The organism is Bradyrhizobium sp. UFLA01-814 (assembly GCF_046718885.1).
GTDB classification, from domain to species: Bacteria; Pseudomonadota; Alphaproteobacteria; order Rhizobiales; family Xanthobacteraceae; genus Bradyrhizobium; species Bradyrhizobium elkanii.
This window is the reverse complement of record NZ_JAQOSR010000081.1, coordinates 24,458-38,425: the sequence shown is the minus strand read 5'-3', so window position 1 is coordinate 38,425 and position 13,968 is coordinate 24,458. Positions and strand designations below refer to the sequence as shown.

At 64.5% G+C, this 13,968-nt stretch carries 7 protein-coding genes; 5 read left to right on the top strand and 2 right to left on the bottom strand.

Annotation, left to right across the window (positions count from 1 at the left end; all coding sequences use genetic code 11):
• Positions 1-10 precede the first annotated feature (10 nt).
• The gene (locus PMN64_RS23795) at positions 11-5,584 is read left to right on the top strand and encodes an autotransporter-associated beta strand repeat-containing protein (RefSeq protein ID WP_411782382.1); all 5,574 of its coding nucleotides are present in this window, start codon (positions 11-13) and stop codon (positions 5,582-5,584) included.
• Between the two features lie 110 nt (positions 5,585-5,694).
• Here the strand turns inward: PMN64_RS23795 and PMN64_RS23790 are convergent, their stop codons facing one another.
• Together PMN64_RS23790 and thrS are read right to left on the bottom strand one after the other, a co-directional pair.
• Positions 5,695-6,258 carry a nitroreductase gene (locus tag PMN64_RS23790; protein WP_411782381.1) on the bottom strand — a complete coding sequence of 188 codons (564 nt, stop codon included), beginning with the start codon at positions 6,256-6,258 and terminating at the stop codon, positions 5,695-5,697.
• Between the two features lie 84 nt (positions 6,259-6,342).
• Positions 6,343-8,391 (bottom strand): threonine--tRNA ligase, encoded by a 2,049-nt coding sequence (gene thrS, locus PMN64_RS23785; RefSeq protein ID WP_028342690.1) that lies wholly within the window; start codon positions 8,389-8,391, stop codon positions 6,343-6,345.
• Positions 8,392-8,610: 219 nt separating this feature from the next.
• Between thrS and PMN64_RS23780 the strand changes: the two genes are divergently transcribed.
• From PMN64_RS23780 to PMN64_RS23765, 4 genes are all read left to right on the top strand, one after another.
• Complete coding sequence (locus tag PMN64_RS23780) at positions 8,611-9,897, top strand: hypothetical protein (protein ID WP_411782380.1); 1,287 nt, start codon at positions 8,611-8,613, stop codon at positions 9,895-9,897.
• 105 nt (positions 9,898-10,002) lie between these two features.
• Complete coding sequence (locus tag PMN64_RS23775; protein ID WP_411782384.1) at positions 10,003-11,139, top strand: MFS transporter; 1,137 nt, start codon at positions 10,003-10,005, stop codon at positions 11,137-11,139.
• Between the two features lie 211 nt (positions 11,140-11,350).
• A complete protein-coding gene (locus tag PMN64_RS23770; RefSeq protein ID WP_411782379.1) occupies positions 11,351-12,337 on the top strand; it encodes a formylglycine-generating enzyme family protein in 987 nt (328 codons plus the stop codon).
• A gap of 149 nt (positions 12,338-12,486) precedes the next feature.
• Positions 12,487-13,968, top strand: a complete 1,482-nt coding sequence (locus PMN64_RS23765) for a toll/interleukin-1 receptor domain-containing protein (protein WP_411782378.1) — start codon at positions 12,487-12,489, stop codon at positions 13,966-13,968.

Below are 13,968 nucleotides of genomic sequence, written 5' to 3'. Positions count from 1 at the left end.
CTCGCTGACCGTGGGTGACGGCACGTTCGGGAGCAGCGTCGTTACCGCGGGGCAGAGCGCCGGCAACGCGGGCGCGGCGGCCGGCTCGGATCTGTTTCTCTCCAGCGGAACGACGACCACTTTCAATCCGACCGGCACGCTCACGCTCGCCGGCACGATTGCCGATGACAGCGCCGCGAGCCTTCCGACCGGTCAAGGCTATACCGCCGGCACCGGCGCCGGCGCGGCGGTCGCCATCTCGGGCGGCACGGTCATCATGACCGGTGCGAATACTTATTCCGGCGGCACCGCGATCAACAGCGGTACCCTGCAGCTCGGCAACGGCGGCACGACGGGCTCGATCATCGGCGACGTCGCCAACAACGGTAAACTCGTATTCGATCGCTCCAACACCATGGCCTTCAGCGGCACGATCAGCGGCAACGGCAAGGTGTCGCAGATCGGCAGCGGCACGCTCAGCCTCGCGGCTGCCAACACCTACTCGGGCGGCACGACGCTGACGGCAGGCATCGTCCAGGTCGGAGCATCCTCGACTGGCGCTCCGGGCGCCGTCACCTCGGGTCCGCTTGGCACCGGCGTCGTGACGTTCGATGGCGGTACGCTGCAGGCAGGTGGCGCCTACACCATCGCCAATACCGCGGCGATCAACACCACCGGCGGCACGATCGACGCCAACGGATTTGCCTTCACGTACTCCGGCGTCATCGGTAACGGCAACGGCACGACCGGCGGTCTGACGATCGCCAATACCGGCGGCAACGCCGGCGGATCCGTGACGCTGGCCAACACGGAGACCTATACCGGCAAGACAACCATCAACAGTGCGGCGACGTTGAACCTTGGTGTCGTCAACGCGATCGCGGCGTCGAGCGGCGTCGTCGTCAATGGGACCCTCAACCTCGGCGGTTCCGATCAGCAGATCGCAGCACTGACCGGGACCGGCACCGTGACGAACGTCACCAACTCGAATGTCCTGACCATCACGGGCGGTACTGCTTCGACCTTCTCGGGCGCGATCACCGACGGCAGCGGCAAGACCGGGCTCTCGCTCGTCAACGCGAACACGGCGCTGACGCTGAGCGGCGCCAACACCTACTCCGGAGCTACGACCGTCGGCGACGGCGTGAGTGCCAGCTCGCTGATCGGCGGTGCGGTGAACGCGTTCAGCGCCAATTCATCGGTGACGGTGAAGGCCGCCAGCAATCTGGATCTCGGCGGCTTCAACCAGCAGATCGCCGGGCTGTCCGGCAGTGGCATCGTCACCAACAACGGCGCGGCGGCGGTACTGACAGTCAACAATCAGGGCGGCAGCGCGACGACGTTCAGTGGCGCTATTCAGGATGGCACCGGCGCGACGGGACTGGCGCTCAGCGGCAGCCAGACAAAGCTGACGCTGACCGGCACGAACACATACTCCGGTGGGACGGCGATCAACGCGGGCACTCTGGCGCTGTCGGGCACAGGTTCGATCGCAGCGTCGAGCGCGGTCAATCTCGCGACCGGAGCGACGTTCGACATCTCGCAGACCTCTGCGGGCGCGTCGATCACAACGCTCGGCAATACCGCTACCGGCCAGACGGGTACGGTGTCGCTTGGCGCCCGGATGCTGACCATTACGGCGGCTTCGACTTCATTCGCGGGCGTGATCCAGGACGGCGGTATCCAGAATGCTGCCGGCGGTTCGTTGAAGATCACCGGAGGGGCGCTGACACTCACCGGCGCGAACACCTATACCGGCGGCACGCAACTGAACGCCGGTACGCTCACGGTCGGGAATAATTCTGCATTGGGTACCGGCACGCTGGCGATGGCGGCGGGTACGACGCTCGGATTTGCCGACACCGGCAATTACACGATCGCCAATGCGATCACGCTCTCCGGCGATCCGACATTCCTCACGCCGGCCGGCACGACGCAGACGATTTCCGGAATCATCTCCGATGCGACGGGCGGGGCTCCAGCCGGAGAGGTTGTCGTCAAGGGTGGCGGCACGTTGGTGCTGTCCGGCGCCAACACCTATTCCGGCGGCACGACCGTTAGCGGCAGTACGCTTCAGGTGACAAGGTCGAGCGTCCTTAATGGTAGCGGCGACACCATTGTGTCGTCTCCGGTCGGGACGGGTTTGGTGACGTTGCAAGGCGGCACGTTTCAGGCCGGCGCCAACAACCTGACCATCAACAACACCTTCTTCGTCGACAGCGGAACCATCGGGACCATCGACACCCAATCGAACACGCTGACGCTCAGCGGCCGTGCCGGCGGCAGCTCGATCATCGGCAGCGGCGCGATCGACAAGATCGGCACCGGCACGCTGTTGCTCGACCGGGTCGGCATGAATAACGGCACGATCAACGTGCAGGCCGGAACGGTCGCGGCGAACAGTGCCGGTGCGCTTGGCCAGGCGACGAACTACAACGTCTCCTCGACCGCCGTACTCGATATCAACGGGACCGACCAGACGATCCAGACCCTGACGGGCAGCGGCAAGGTGACCAACAACGCCGCCGCGAACGCGACACTGACGGTCGGGACCAACAACACCAGTGATACCACCCCGTTCACCTTCGCCGGCGTGATCCAGGACGGTGCGAGCGCAACGACCGCGCTCAAGGTCGACGGTACCCGGCCGATGATCCTGACCGGTGCCAACTCCTACACCGGCGGAACGCTGGTCTGTAACTGCTCGACCCTGCAGCTTGGCAATGGCAACGCGACGGGTTCGATTGCCGGCAACGTGACGCTTGGCGGAACACTGATCTTCGATCGCAACAACACCTATCAGTTCGACGGCACCATTTCCGATGGCGGCGGTGGCAAGGTCGTGCAGGCTGGCAGCGGCACGACGGTCCTGACCGCGTCCAATACATATACGGGCGGCACGACGCTGACGCAGGGGACGCTGGTGGTTCAGGGCAGGTCCGTCTTCACCAACGTCAACGATCCTTCGACCCAGACGGCCTCGGCGATCGGTCTGGGGACGCTGACGTTCAACGGCGGCACGCTTGCGGGCGGCTCCTTCCTCGATCGCGCTTTTGCCAACGGCGTCGAGATCACCGCCAGGGGTGGCACGATCGATGATGCCGGCGGCCTCATTCGCTTGTTCGGCACGATTTCGGATGCGGCCTCGTCGCGAGGCGGCATGCTGACATTGATGAGCAGCAATCCGCACGCTTTCGCGGAAGGCATTTTGCTGGGCGGTGTCAGCACGTATTCCGGCACGACGAACATCGCGTCGGGAACCGTCATCGCCCAATCATCGACAGGCCTCTCGCGCAACTCGGCCTTCCTGGTCAATGCCGGCGCGACCCTGGACCTGTCGGGCTACAGCAACTCGGTCGCCTCGCTTGCGGATGGCAGCAACGGTGGTGGTTTCGTCAGGAATGCCGCGGCGAGCGGCACGGCGACGCTGACGATCACGGGTGTGAACGGCGGGTCGACAACGTTCTCCGGCACGATCCAGAATGGTGGCGGACCCGGCGAAGGCGGCGCGGCCGGTCCCAAGCTGGCATTGGTCAAGAACGGCGACAGCAGGCAGATCCTGACGGGCACCAACACTTATCTCGGCGCGACCACGGTGAACGGCGGCACGCTGGAGATCGGTAATGGCGGCGCGATCACGCACAGCGCCTCGCTCACGAACGCTGCGAACTTCGTCGTCGATGGCGGCGGTGCGGCGACATTCGGCTCGGTCACCAACATGGCGACCGGCAAGATCCTCGTCGCGGCAGGGGGTACGCTGCACGACGATCTCGCCAACGCCGGCACCGTGATCAACAACGGTAACTATATCGCCAACGTCGCCAGCAATAGCGGCGTTATCGCCAACAATGCGATTTGGACCGGGGCCATCACGACGGCGGGCACCTTCATCAATGCGACGGGTGCAACCGTATCAGGCCTGGTGACCAATAGCGGCACAGCGAGCAATGCCGGCACGCTCAACGGAGGCCTGACCAACACTGGCGGCACCTTCAACAACACGGGCACGATCAACGGCACCACGACGATCTCGGGCGGTGCGTTGTTCGGCACCGGCGCAGCCGCAAACCTCAGCGTCGGCAATGGCGGCATCTTCGCAGCAGGCAACGGCACGGCGGGATCGTCGATGACGGTCAACGGCAGTCTCGCATTCTCGTCGGGTGCGTTCTACCAGGTGGCGATCAATCCGACGACCGCATCGTTCGTGAACGCGACCGGATCGGCCACTCTGGGCGGCGCCTCGGTGCAGGCGTTCTTCTCGTCGGGCACCTACGTCGCCAAGCAATACACGATCGTCTCGGCGGCAGGCGGCATCAGCGGCACCTTCAACGCGCTGGCCAACACCAACCTGCCGTCCGGCTTCACCTCGACGCTGAGCTACGATCCGACGCACGCCTATCTCGACCTCGCGCTGAGCTTCACGCCGCCAAGCAGCGGGCTCAACATCAACCAGCGCAATGTCAGCAATGCCATCGTCAACTCCTTCAACAGCACCGGCACGGTACCGATCGCGTTCGGCGCGCTGACGCCGACCGGCCTGACGCAGGTCTCGGGTGAACTCGCGACGTCGACGCAGCAGACCACGTTCAAGGCCATGGACCTGTTCATGGGGCTCCTGACCGACCCCTTCATGGACCGGACCGGTCGCGCAGGCACGCCAGGCATTTCGGGTTACGCGGAGGACGGCAACGTCGGCGCCTATGCCGCGACAAGTCAGACCGATGCGTTCGCGATGTTCGCCAAGGCGCCGCCGACGACGTTCCAGCAACGCTGGAGCGTGTGGGCGGCCGGCTTCGGCGGTTCGCAATCGACCAGCGGCAACGCGGTGGTTGGATCGAACACCACGACCGGCAGCATCTACGGCAGCGCCGTCGGCGCGGATTATTTGTTCTCGCCGAATACGGTCGCCGGCTTTGCCATCGCCGGCGGCGGCACGAGCTTTGGCGTGAATAACCTCGGCAGTGGACGGTCCGATCTATTCCAGGCCGGCGCCTACGTTCGCCACACCGAAGGCAATGCCTACATCACGGCCGCGTTGGCTTACGGCTGGCAGGACATCACGACCGATCGCACGGTGACCGCAGTGGGGGTCGATCATCTCCGGGCCGAGTTCAACGCCAATGCCTATTCCGGCCGCGTCGAAGGCGGCTATCGCTTCGCCACGCCATGGATGGGCATCACGCCCTATGCGGCCGGCCAGTTCACGACGCTCGATTTGCCGAGCTACGCCGAGCAGACGATCTCCGGGCTGCCGACCTTCGCGCTCGGTTATGCCGGCCGCAGCGTCACCGACGCGCGCAGTGAACTCGGCTTCCGCACCGACAATTCGTTCGCGGTGCCGGACGGCCTGCTCACACTGCGCACGCGGTTCGCCTGGGCGCATGACTACGATCCGAACCGCACGATCGCGCCGACGTTCCAGGGGCTGCCGGCCTCGTCCTTTGTCGTCAACGGCGCGGCACAGGCGTCGGACTCGGCGCTGACGACAGCCGCGATCGAGATGAAGTGGCGCAACGGCTGGTCGGCGGCTGCGACCTTCGAGGGCGAGTTCTCGAAGGTGACCAATAGTTACGCCGGCAAGGGCGTCGTGCGCTACGCTTGGTGATGTCTGCCAGCGGCCCATCGTGCCAATGGGCTGCGTTGCAGATTTGATCGCTGCCGGAGTGTGGCGGGCTCTGCTGCCCGCCCGATTGGCTTATGGGTTCATGACCGCCCTTAGAACCGCGTCACGATATCCGACAGGGCCGGGCGCGGGCGGTCCTCGCTCGGCTTCGTCGGGGTGCCGATGTGAATGAACCCGACGAGCTTCTCGTCCGGCTTGAGGCCGAGGCCGTCGAGCACGTCGCGGTCGAAGGCGAACCAGCCGGTCAGCCAGCAGGCGCCGTAGCCGAGCGCGGTCGCCGCGGTGACGATGTTCATCGCGCTGGCGCCCGCCGACAATTCCTGCTCCCACGGCGGCACCTTCGGGTGCGGCTTGGTGAAGGAGACCACGCCGATCACCAGCGGCGCGTCGGTCAGGCGCTTCTTCTCGACCTCGATGTCGGAGGCCGGCGCGCCGGGATTCTTGCGGGCGAAGACCTTTGCGATCACGTCGCCGGCCCGCGCGCGGGCATCGCCCTCGAACACGATGAAGCGCCAGGGCGCGAGCTTGCCGTGGTCGGGCACGCGCGCGCCGATCGTCAAAATGGTCTCGAGCTCGGCCGCGGACGGGCCCGGGCCGGTCATCTCGCGCGGTTTCATCGAGCGGCGCGTCTTCAGGAGTTCAATGGCATCGGGCACGGAAATGTCCTTCAAGGGGAGTCGTGCCCTCAAGATGGGGGCACGACCAGGCCAATGAAAGCCAGTTTAGACCGATTGTGAAGATCAGGCGACGGATCGCGCCCGCTTCACGTCGGGCGGCGTCGCCTCATCCACCAGCGCGGCGATCGCCTCATCGGTCGGCATCACGGTCTGCCGCTCGCTGCCGAGGCGGCGGACGGAGACCGAGTGGGTCTCGGCTTCCTTCTTGCCGACGACGAGCAGGGCCGGGATTTTGGCCAGCGAGTGCTCGCGGACCTTGTAGTTGATCTTCTCGTTGCGCAGGTCGATCTCGACACGGAGCCCGGCGCGGCGCGCAGCCGCCGCCACCACCTTGGCGTATTCGTCGCCTTCGGAGGTGATGGTCGTGACCACGAGCTGGGTCGGCGCCAGCCAGAGCGGGAAGTTGCCGGCATAGTGCTCGATCAGGATGCCGATGAAGCGCTCCATCGAACCGCAGATCGCGCGGTGCACCATGACGGGGGCCTTCTTCGAGCCGTCGTGATCGATGTAGAACGCGCCGAACCGCTCCGGCAGGTTGAAGTCGACCTGGGTCGTGCCGCACTGCCAGTCGCGGCCGATGGCGTCGCGCAGCACGTACTCGAACTTCGGTCCGTAGAACGCGCCTTCGCCCGGATTGATCTCGGTCCGGATGCGGTTGCTGCCCTTGGCCTTGATCTCCGACAGCACCGTCGCCATCACGCGCTCGGCGTGATCCCACATCTCGTCGGTGCCGACCCGCTTCTCCGGCCGCGTCGAGAGCTTGACGGTGAGCTCGCCGTCGAAGCCGAAATCGGCGTAGGTCGACAGGATCAGGTCGTTGATCTTGAGGCACTCGTCGGCGAGCTGCTGCTCTGTACAGAACACATGGGCGTCGTCCTGGGTGAAGCCGCGCACCCGCATCAGGCCGTGCATCGCGCCCGACGGCTCGTAGCGATGCACGACGCCGAACTCGGCGAGCCGCAGCGGCAGGTCGCGGTAGCTCTTCAGCCCGTGCTTGAAGATCTGCACATGGCCCGGGCAGTTCATCGGCTTCAGCGCGAACCAGCGCTTGTCCTCGGCCTCGTCGCCGGCGGACTGCGCCGCGAACATGTTCTCGCGGTACCAGTCCCAATGGCCCGAGGTCTCCCACAGCGCCTTGTCGAGGATCTGCGGAGCGTTGACCTCGTTGTAGTCGCCGAGCAGCCGGCGCCGCATATAGGCGATCAGCTGCTGGAAGATGGTCCAGCCCTTGGGGTGCCAGAACACCACGCCCGGGCCTTCCTCCTGGAAGTGGAACAGGTCGAGCTCGCGGCCGAGCTTGCGGTGGTCGCGCTTCTCGGCTTCCTCGATCTGCTTGAGATAGGCGTCGAGGTCTTCCTGCTTGGCGAATGCCGTGCCGTAGATACGGGTCAGCATCGGATTGTTGGAATCGCCGCGCCAATACGCGCCCGCCACCTTCATCAGCTTGAAGGCGTTGCCGATCTTGCCGGTCGAGGTCATGTGCGGGCCGCGGCAGAGATCGAACCAGTCGCCCTGGAAGTAGATCTTGATCGGCTCGTTGCCGGGAATGGTGTCGACCAGTTCGACCTTGAAGGCCTCGCCCTTGTCGCGGAACACCTGCTTGGTCTTCTCGCGATCCCAGACTTCCTTGGTGAACGGCTTGTCGCGCGCGACGATCTCGCGCATCCGCTTCTCGATCGCGGCAAAATCTTCCGGGGTGAACGGCTCGTTGCGGAAGAAGTCGTAGTAGAAGCCGTTCTCGATCACCGGGCCGATCGTGACCTGCGTGCCCGGCCACAGCGACTGCACGGCCTCCGCCAGCACATGCGCGGCATCGTGCCGGATCAGTTCCAGCGCGCGCGGATCTTCGCGGCCGATCAGCTCGATCTTGGCGTCGGCCTCGATCGGATCATTGAGGTCGGCAAGCGTGCCGTCGAGCGCCATCGCGACGGTGCGCTTGGCGAGCGAGGGCGAAATGCCTTTGGCGATGTCGAGACCGGTGGTCCCTTTCGGGAAATCGCGCCTCGCTCCGTCAGGGAAGGTGAGGACGATCTTGTTCACGGGTTCTGCGGGTTTGAGGTTAGAGAGGCTGTACTGGAATCCGGATTCGGATTTGGGCGGCGTATCGGCCATGGTGTCTCCTGTAGCTCACTCCTGCGAACGAGCGCAGGTAAGCGGAAAGCAGCGGTATAGCAGGGGATTTGACGCCTGCAATCCGGCAATATCAAGAAAATGGGCCTCCGGCCGCACCGAATCGAGGGACGCTTGCCTGCACCTGACGCGTTGCGACGCAGCCGATCATCGTCTAACGTCCGGCGTCATTTTTCCGCCATCGCGCGATCCGCAAGGTTCATGTTTTCCCGTCTCCTGTTTTTCGTGGCGTTGCTTCTGATCCCGGGCGTGTTGCGGGCGGAAGAAGCACCGGTCCAGAGGGCCGGATTTGCGAAAAAGCTGACGATCTATCTCGCCCATGGGCCAGCGAACGCCTGCGGCGCCGGCTGCGATCGCTGGATCGCGATCGAGGGCGAGATCGATCGGGAAGCCGCGCAGCGGATTCGCACCTTCCTCTTTCCGATCAAGGACCGGCAGCTTCCGATCTACCTCCATTCGCCGGGCGGAAACGTCGAGCAGTCCTATGGGATCGCGCGGTTCCTGCGCGCGCACAAGGCAATCGCCCGGGTCGGCCGTACCATCGTGCCGGCCTGTTCCACAGGCACGCAGATCGACGCCGCCTGCCTGAAGATCAAGGCTGCCAAAGGCGAGGTCGAGGCCGAGCTCACCACGCGCAACGCGATGTGCGTCTCGGCCTGCGCCTATCTGTTCCTGGGCGCGACCAGCCGTGAAGTGGCGCCCGATTCGGTGCTCGCGGTGCATAATTCCAAGCTGATGTTCGTGGTCCACGGGCATCCGCCTGCGCAAGTCGTCGCGGACTTCAGGCGGCGCGAGATGGTGAACGCCGACCGCGACCGCAATGTATTCCTCGCGGCGATGGGCATCAGCCACGAGCTCAGCGACCTCATCAAGTCGGTGAAGTTCGAGGACCTGCACGTGCTGACGCGGCCGGAGCTCTATCGATTCGGCATCGATACGCGGCCGCTGCCGGAAACCCTGTGGGCGGTGGAGAAGGAGACACGGCCCTATGTCCGCAAGATCGTGCAGCAGAAAAGGGCCGACGGCAGCGCATTCCGCATGATGGAGTGGCGGCTGTTCTGCGAGAGCAAGGATCGCGGGCGGCTGATGTTCGTGCGCGAGTTCGAGGAGGGGACAGCCGGCAAGAGCACGGTGGCGATGATGGCCGGCGCGTCCAGGACCGTCGCATTCGGCCGGTCGGCGCGGTTCGGCAAATACGAGGTCTGGAGCGAGGCGGTGACCTCGGACATCGTCAAGGCGATGCTCGCGGCCCCGCATCTGCAGATCGGCGAAAGCGCGCCGGCAACCGACGGCAAGTCTGATACCAAGCCTGACGGCAAGTCCGGCTTGGCGACATTCGATATCGACACCACCGGGCTGGAGCAGGGTTGGACGCAGCTTCTGGCATCATGCCCGGCGGCGACTGCCGGCCCGAAGCCTGCGAGCCCGTTGCCGGCCGCGGTGTCGCCGAGTGTCAGCGCCGTGCCGGCGGCATCGCCGTCGCCATGAGCGCAACGGCCGCGTTCGATCAGGTGTCATGCATTTAGATGCAGTTGCATTGATCTTGGAGTCTGCTAACACCGCGGCGTGAAACGCTTCGCTCCCACCGCATTGATGCTCGGCAATATCGTCACCGGCTGCTCGGTGCTGGCGCCGGCCGGCATGCTGGTGGAACTGTCCGACGGACTCGGCGTCACGATCCACACCGCGGGTTTCCTGATCACCTTCGGCGCGATCGTGCTGTGCGTGGGCTCGCCGGTGACGGCGTGGCTGACCAGCCGGATCGAGCGGCGGGCCCTGCTGACGGCGACGCTGCTGGTGCTGACGCTAACCAATGCGGCCTCCGCCTTCGCGCCGAACTACGACAGCCTGCTGATCATTCGGCTGGTGATGCTCGCGGTCGGCGTGCTCTACACGCCGCAGGCGGCGGGCACCGCGGCACTGATCGTGCCGGTGGAGAAGCGCGGCAGCACGATTGCCTACATCTTCCTCGGCTGGTCGCTTGCCGCCGCGATCGGGCTGCCGCTGATCACCTTCATCGCAAGCCGCTACGGCTTTCGCGTGACCTATGGCGCGATCGCGCTGACAGGGCTCGTGAGCTCCCTGCTGCTGTGGTGGCGGTTACCAGGCGGATTGCACGGCGCGCCGGTTGACCTCAGAACCTGGGTCGATCTCGGCCGCAATCCGATGGTCATTCTGCTGTTGTCGATCACGACGCTGCAGATGTCCGGCCAGTTCGTGGTGTTCACCTTCATGGGGCCGCTGCTCGCCAAACTGACCGGCGCCAATGCGGACGCCGTCGGGATCGTGTTCGCGCTCTACGGCATCTTCGGGTTCGTCGGCATCGTGATCGCAACGCGCGTGGTGGACTCGTGGGGCGCCTGGAAAACCTCGGTCCTGTTCACCGTGCTGCTGCTCGCAGGCGTAGCCGGCTGGGCGCTGAGCGCCGGCGCCTACGTCCTGATGGCCGCCTCCGTCGCGGTGTGGGGCCTCGGCTTTGCATCGACCAATTCGATGCAGCAGGTGCGCCTGGTCGGTGCGGCGCCGGCGCTCGCTTCGGCGTCCCTCTCGCTCAATACCTCGGTGCTGTATATAGGCCAGGCCATCGGCTCCGCGATCGGTGGCTTGCTGTTCGCCCGCGAATGGCTGCACAGCGCAGGCTACGTGGCCACGGCCTTCGTCGCGGCGGCGCTCGCGGTCGTGGTCATCACGCGGCCGCGACGGACGGTCGCCCCCGCCGCGGCCGAGTGAGACTCCCGTTTCGACGCGTTCGATCCTCGACGCCACACATGCTTGCCGAGCCAGGCGGGGAGGTCGCCGCGCATCGGCCGCTCGCGGCGGTCGCGGCGCCGGCATGACGTTTCGATCTTCATGACGGCGTTTTGCTACCTTTGATTGACGGCCGCCGGGCGGCTATGCAAAACTGCCGTCGATAGATTTTGCTCGGTCTGAGGATGCGATCGTGCATGTTGTTTTTAGTGTCATATTGATTGTCTTTTTCATCGCTTTGGACGGTTTGGCGGAAATCGCAAAGGCCGCTGAGACCCTGAAGGAGTGTTGGGTCTGTCCCACCATGGTCGTACTGCCCCGTGGCAGTTTCCTGATGGGGACGAAGGAGCCGGACAGCAAGGCGCCGCCAAGCGCCGATACCGACAATCGCAAGAGCCGGGACAACGAGTGGCTTGACAACGGCGGCGACGACGAGGCGCCGCAGCACAAGGTGGAGTTCAAGAGACAGTTTGCGATTGGACAATACGCGGTTACACGCGAAGAGTTTGCAGCCTTTGTCAATGTGACCGGTTACCATCCGTCGGAATGTACCAGTTTCAGCAGCGAAGACGTCGGCAACATCGAAGTCCCTGGCATCAACTGGCGTACCCCCGGATTTACCCAAACCGATCGCGATCCGGTCGTGTGCGTGTCTTATGGCGACGCCAAAAAATATGCCGCATGGCTGAGCACGAAGACGGGCAAGTCGTACCGGCTGCCTACCGAGGCCGAGTGGGAATATGCCGCCCGGGCCGGTACGAAAGCCCCGCGCTATTGGGCCGGCAAACCGGCTGACATGTGTCGCTACGCCAACGTACTCGACCGAACCGCGGCGGCAAAATTCAAGAAGGAAATTTATCGCGCGGACACGGCCATTCCATGCTCGGATGGCTACGTTTTTACGGCGCCGTCCGGTTCGTATCTGCCGAACGCATTTGGTCTCTATGACATGCTGGGGAATGTCTGGCAGTGGGTCGAAGATTGCTACACCGACAGTTATAAGGGCGCACCCGCTGATGGCGCCGCCGTGAAGACCGATGGCCTCGAGCGACGCTGCCAACAGCACGTTTTGCGCGGCGGTTCGTGGGCATCCTCTGCGGACAAGGCCAGGTCCGCGTACCGCCATGGAGACGACAGGCAGAATATTTTCTACGGGTTCAGAGTGGCCCGCCAGCTTTGAAATTTGTCGGAGTGGGTCGTGGGTCCCTACGTCACGTCGAACAAACCAGTGCGGCTGATGCACGAGAGCAGTGAACACAATACGATGAAGCGGGCGGTCATTTCCAGGAACGGGGAATTGCTGCATTGTGCCGGCCAGGGGAGGCTGGGATGCGCAAGCTGAAGATCTTCGTGAGCTACTCTCACGCCGATGCCAGGGCGCGCCCCGGCTTCAATGTCAGCCGCCTCGGCCGGATCATGGAGGAGCTGAAATACGACCTCGGCTGCCACTCCGACCGCTCGCGGTTCGAGGTCTTGCGCGATGTCGAGATGACCCATGTGTCGGACAATTTCCGGGTGGAAATCGACAGGGCCATCACCGCCTGTGACGTCGCGATCCTGTTCATCTCGGAGGAGTTCAGCCGCTCCGAGGAGTGCGAGGCCGAATTCGCTCGACTGATCGATCTGGGCAAGCCGCTGTTTCTGGTGGAAATCGAGCCGATCCTGCTCAGCGACGAGGAGGATCGCATCAGGAACCATCGAAAGGCGGTCAAGGACACCATCTTCGTCAGGTTCTGGGGCCCCGACAACAATCAGAAATCGGTCAAATACGGCTATCCGTTCCCGGACAATACCGCCACCAGGGACAAGTACGACGAAGCGCTCGGGCAAGTCGTGGCAGGGCTCAAGGCGCGCGTCCTGACCCTGCCGCAGGCTGGCAATGGCCAGGAAGTTCGGCCCAACGACCAGCCGGATCAGAACCGCGTGGCAATCTTCGTCGCGTGTCCGGCAGCCGATGTCAAACCGGAGGCACAGCGGCTCGCGACCACGCTGGAAGCGAAGAAATTCGTCGTCCGTGCATTTGATCCGGAGTTGGACGTTCGCAAAGACGATACGTTCTCCGGCGCGTTCTCGCGCGCGCTTGCCCAATGTGACGCTTACGTGCAGCTGCTCGGGGCCAGTCCGGGAAAACCCGTAGCCGGATCCGAGCTGCGGCTGGTCCGCGCCCAATACGACCTGGCGAGGCAGGCCGGCAAGCCCGCGTTCGTCTGGCGGGCAGCCGGCTTCGATGTGGACGATCTGGAGGCCTCGTACGGCGCCTTTCTCAAGAGCATCACGGATTGCCAGATCGGCAACTTCGTCGAGTTCGAGGACTACCTGATGAAGAAGCTCGACGACCTTGCCGCGCTGCGGCGCTCCGACGAGCGACGGGCGGCAAAATCGCAGGGAAGGAACGCAGCGCTGCCGTTTGTCGTCATCGACGCGGCGCGCCCCGACAGCGAGCTCGCGCAGAAGATCGCGGACGCGCTGGCAGACCACGTCAATGTCGATCACCTCGACTACGATCTGACCGGACAGATGCTGGCGGACGCGGTCGTCGACAACAATGCCCTGATCTTCGCTTACGGCAAGAGCGTCGAGGGACAGAAGCGAACGCAGGCGCATTTCAGGCTCATCCGGCGCCCGACCGGAGAGCTCAATGTCAGCCAACTCGAACTTGCGGTAGGAAACGGAGCGCCCCCCACGGCGCTGCCGTTCCCGCGCGGTCCGAACGTCCATGTGATCACCGTCACCGACGAAGTCGACACGGTCGAGATTTCGAACTTCCTGGCGAAGCTCGGCGTCGTCGTTGAAAAGCGCGAGGCGCAATAA

Excerpts from the sequence above, each read along its gene's own strand:
- thrS (WP_028342690.1), bottom strand. The coding sequence starts at position 8,391 with ATGGCCGATACGCCGCCCAAATCCGAATCCGGATTCCAGTACAGCCTC.
- PMN64_RS23780 (WP_411782380.1), top strand. The coding sequence starts at position 8,611 with ATGTTTTCCCGTCTCCTGTTTTTCGTGGCGTTGCTTCTGATCCCGGGC.
- PMN64_RS23775 (WP_411782384.1), top strand. The coding sequence starts at position 10,003 with ATGCTCGGCAATATCGTCACCGGCTGCTCGGTGCTGGCGCCGGCCGGC.
- PMN64_RS23765 (WP_411782378.1), top strand. The coding sequence starts at position 12,487 with ATGCGCAAGCTGAAGATCTTCGTGAGCTACTCTCACGCCGATGCCAGG.